We start from the raw sequence: 1,187 nt of genomic DNA, 5'->3' as shown, positions 1-1,187 counted from the left end.
CTTTTCCGCCAGTCTCTCGTTCTGTGCCATGCGGTGATGCCGCCTCGGTCGGCCTCCTCGGACTACGGATGAAACGGCGTGCGAATCCATGCATGACTCCTCCCCCACGAACTCCGCTGCGGACGGCCCTTACCCGCCGGTGCCGGCCACGTCGTCGGCGGGCGGTTTCCAGGTGGTCCTGGACGACGTCCAGCACTCCCGCGGCACCCGCCGCCTGCTGGGCGGGGTGCATCAGTCCGTGGCGCTCGGCGAGCGCGTCGGCGTCATCGGGGAGAACGGATCGGGCAAGACCACCCTGCTGCGGCTGCTCGCCGGGGTGGAGAAGCCCGACGAGGGCCGCATCCTGGTACGTGCGCCGGGCGGCGTCGGCTACCTCCCGCAGCTCCCCGAGTCGGCACCCGAGGACACGGTACGGGACGCCATCGACCACGCCTTGGCCGAGCTGCGCGCGCTAGAGCGGCAGTTGCGCCGCTGCGAGAGGGACATGGCCGAGGCCGAAGGCGATGACCTCGCGGCCCTTCTGACCGAGTACGGCGATCTCACGGAGGCGTTCCAGGCCCGGGACGGCTACGCGGCCGACTCCCGGGTGCGGGCCGCCCTGCACGGCCTGGGGCTGGCGTCCGTGGACCTCACCCGGCGCCTGGCCGGCCTGTCCGGCGGCGAGCAGGCCCGCCTCGGGCTGGCCTGTGTGCTCGCGGCGGCGCCGCAGCTGATGCTGCTCGACGAGCCCACCAACCATCTGGACCGGGCCGCCCTGGAATGGCTCGAGGATCACCTGCGCTCCCACCGCGGCAGCATCCTCGTCGTCTCTCACGACCGCGTCTTCCTCGAGCGGGTGGCCACGGCCCTGTGGGACGTGGATGCCGAGCGGCACACGGTCCACCGCCACGGCGGCGGCTACGCCGGCTACCTCAAGGCCAAGGAGACCCTGCGGCTGCGTCGGGAGCAGCAGCACCAGGAGTGGAAGGACGATCTGGCGCGCCAGCGCGAACTGACACGCGCCGCGGCGAACCACGTGGCCGCCGGGCCGCGGGCCAACACCGATCGGACGAACGGCCGGCACCAGCGCAGTGTGGAGAAGCAGATCTCCGCCCGCGTGCGGCAGGCGAAGGAACGGGTGCGGCGCCTGGAGGAGAACCCGGTGCCGCCGCCCCCGGCGCCCCTGCGCTTCCGGGTCCGGGTCGAGG

General features: G+C 73.0%; 1 protein-coding gene. It reads left to right on the top strand.

From position 1 onward, the window contains the following. Positions 1–88: 88 nt before the first annotated feature. The coding region (locus ACFW2E_RS47340) for an ATP-binding cassette domain-containing protein (RefSeq protein WP_384478484.1) at positions 89–1,187 on the top strand (1,099 nt) is incomplete at its 3' end.

It is taken from the genome of Streptomyces sp. NPDC058964 (assembly GCF_042741275.1).
In the GTDB taxonomy this organism is placed as follows: Bacteria; Actinomycetota; Actinomycetes; order Streptomycetales; family Streptomycetaceae; genus Streptomyces.
The sequence above is the reverse complement of the archived record's forward strand: the minus strand, read 5'-3'. Positions and strand labels throughout refer to the sequence as shown.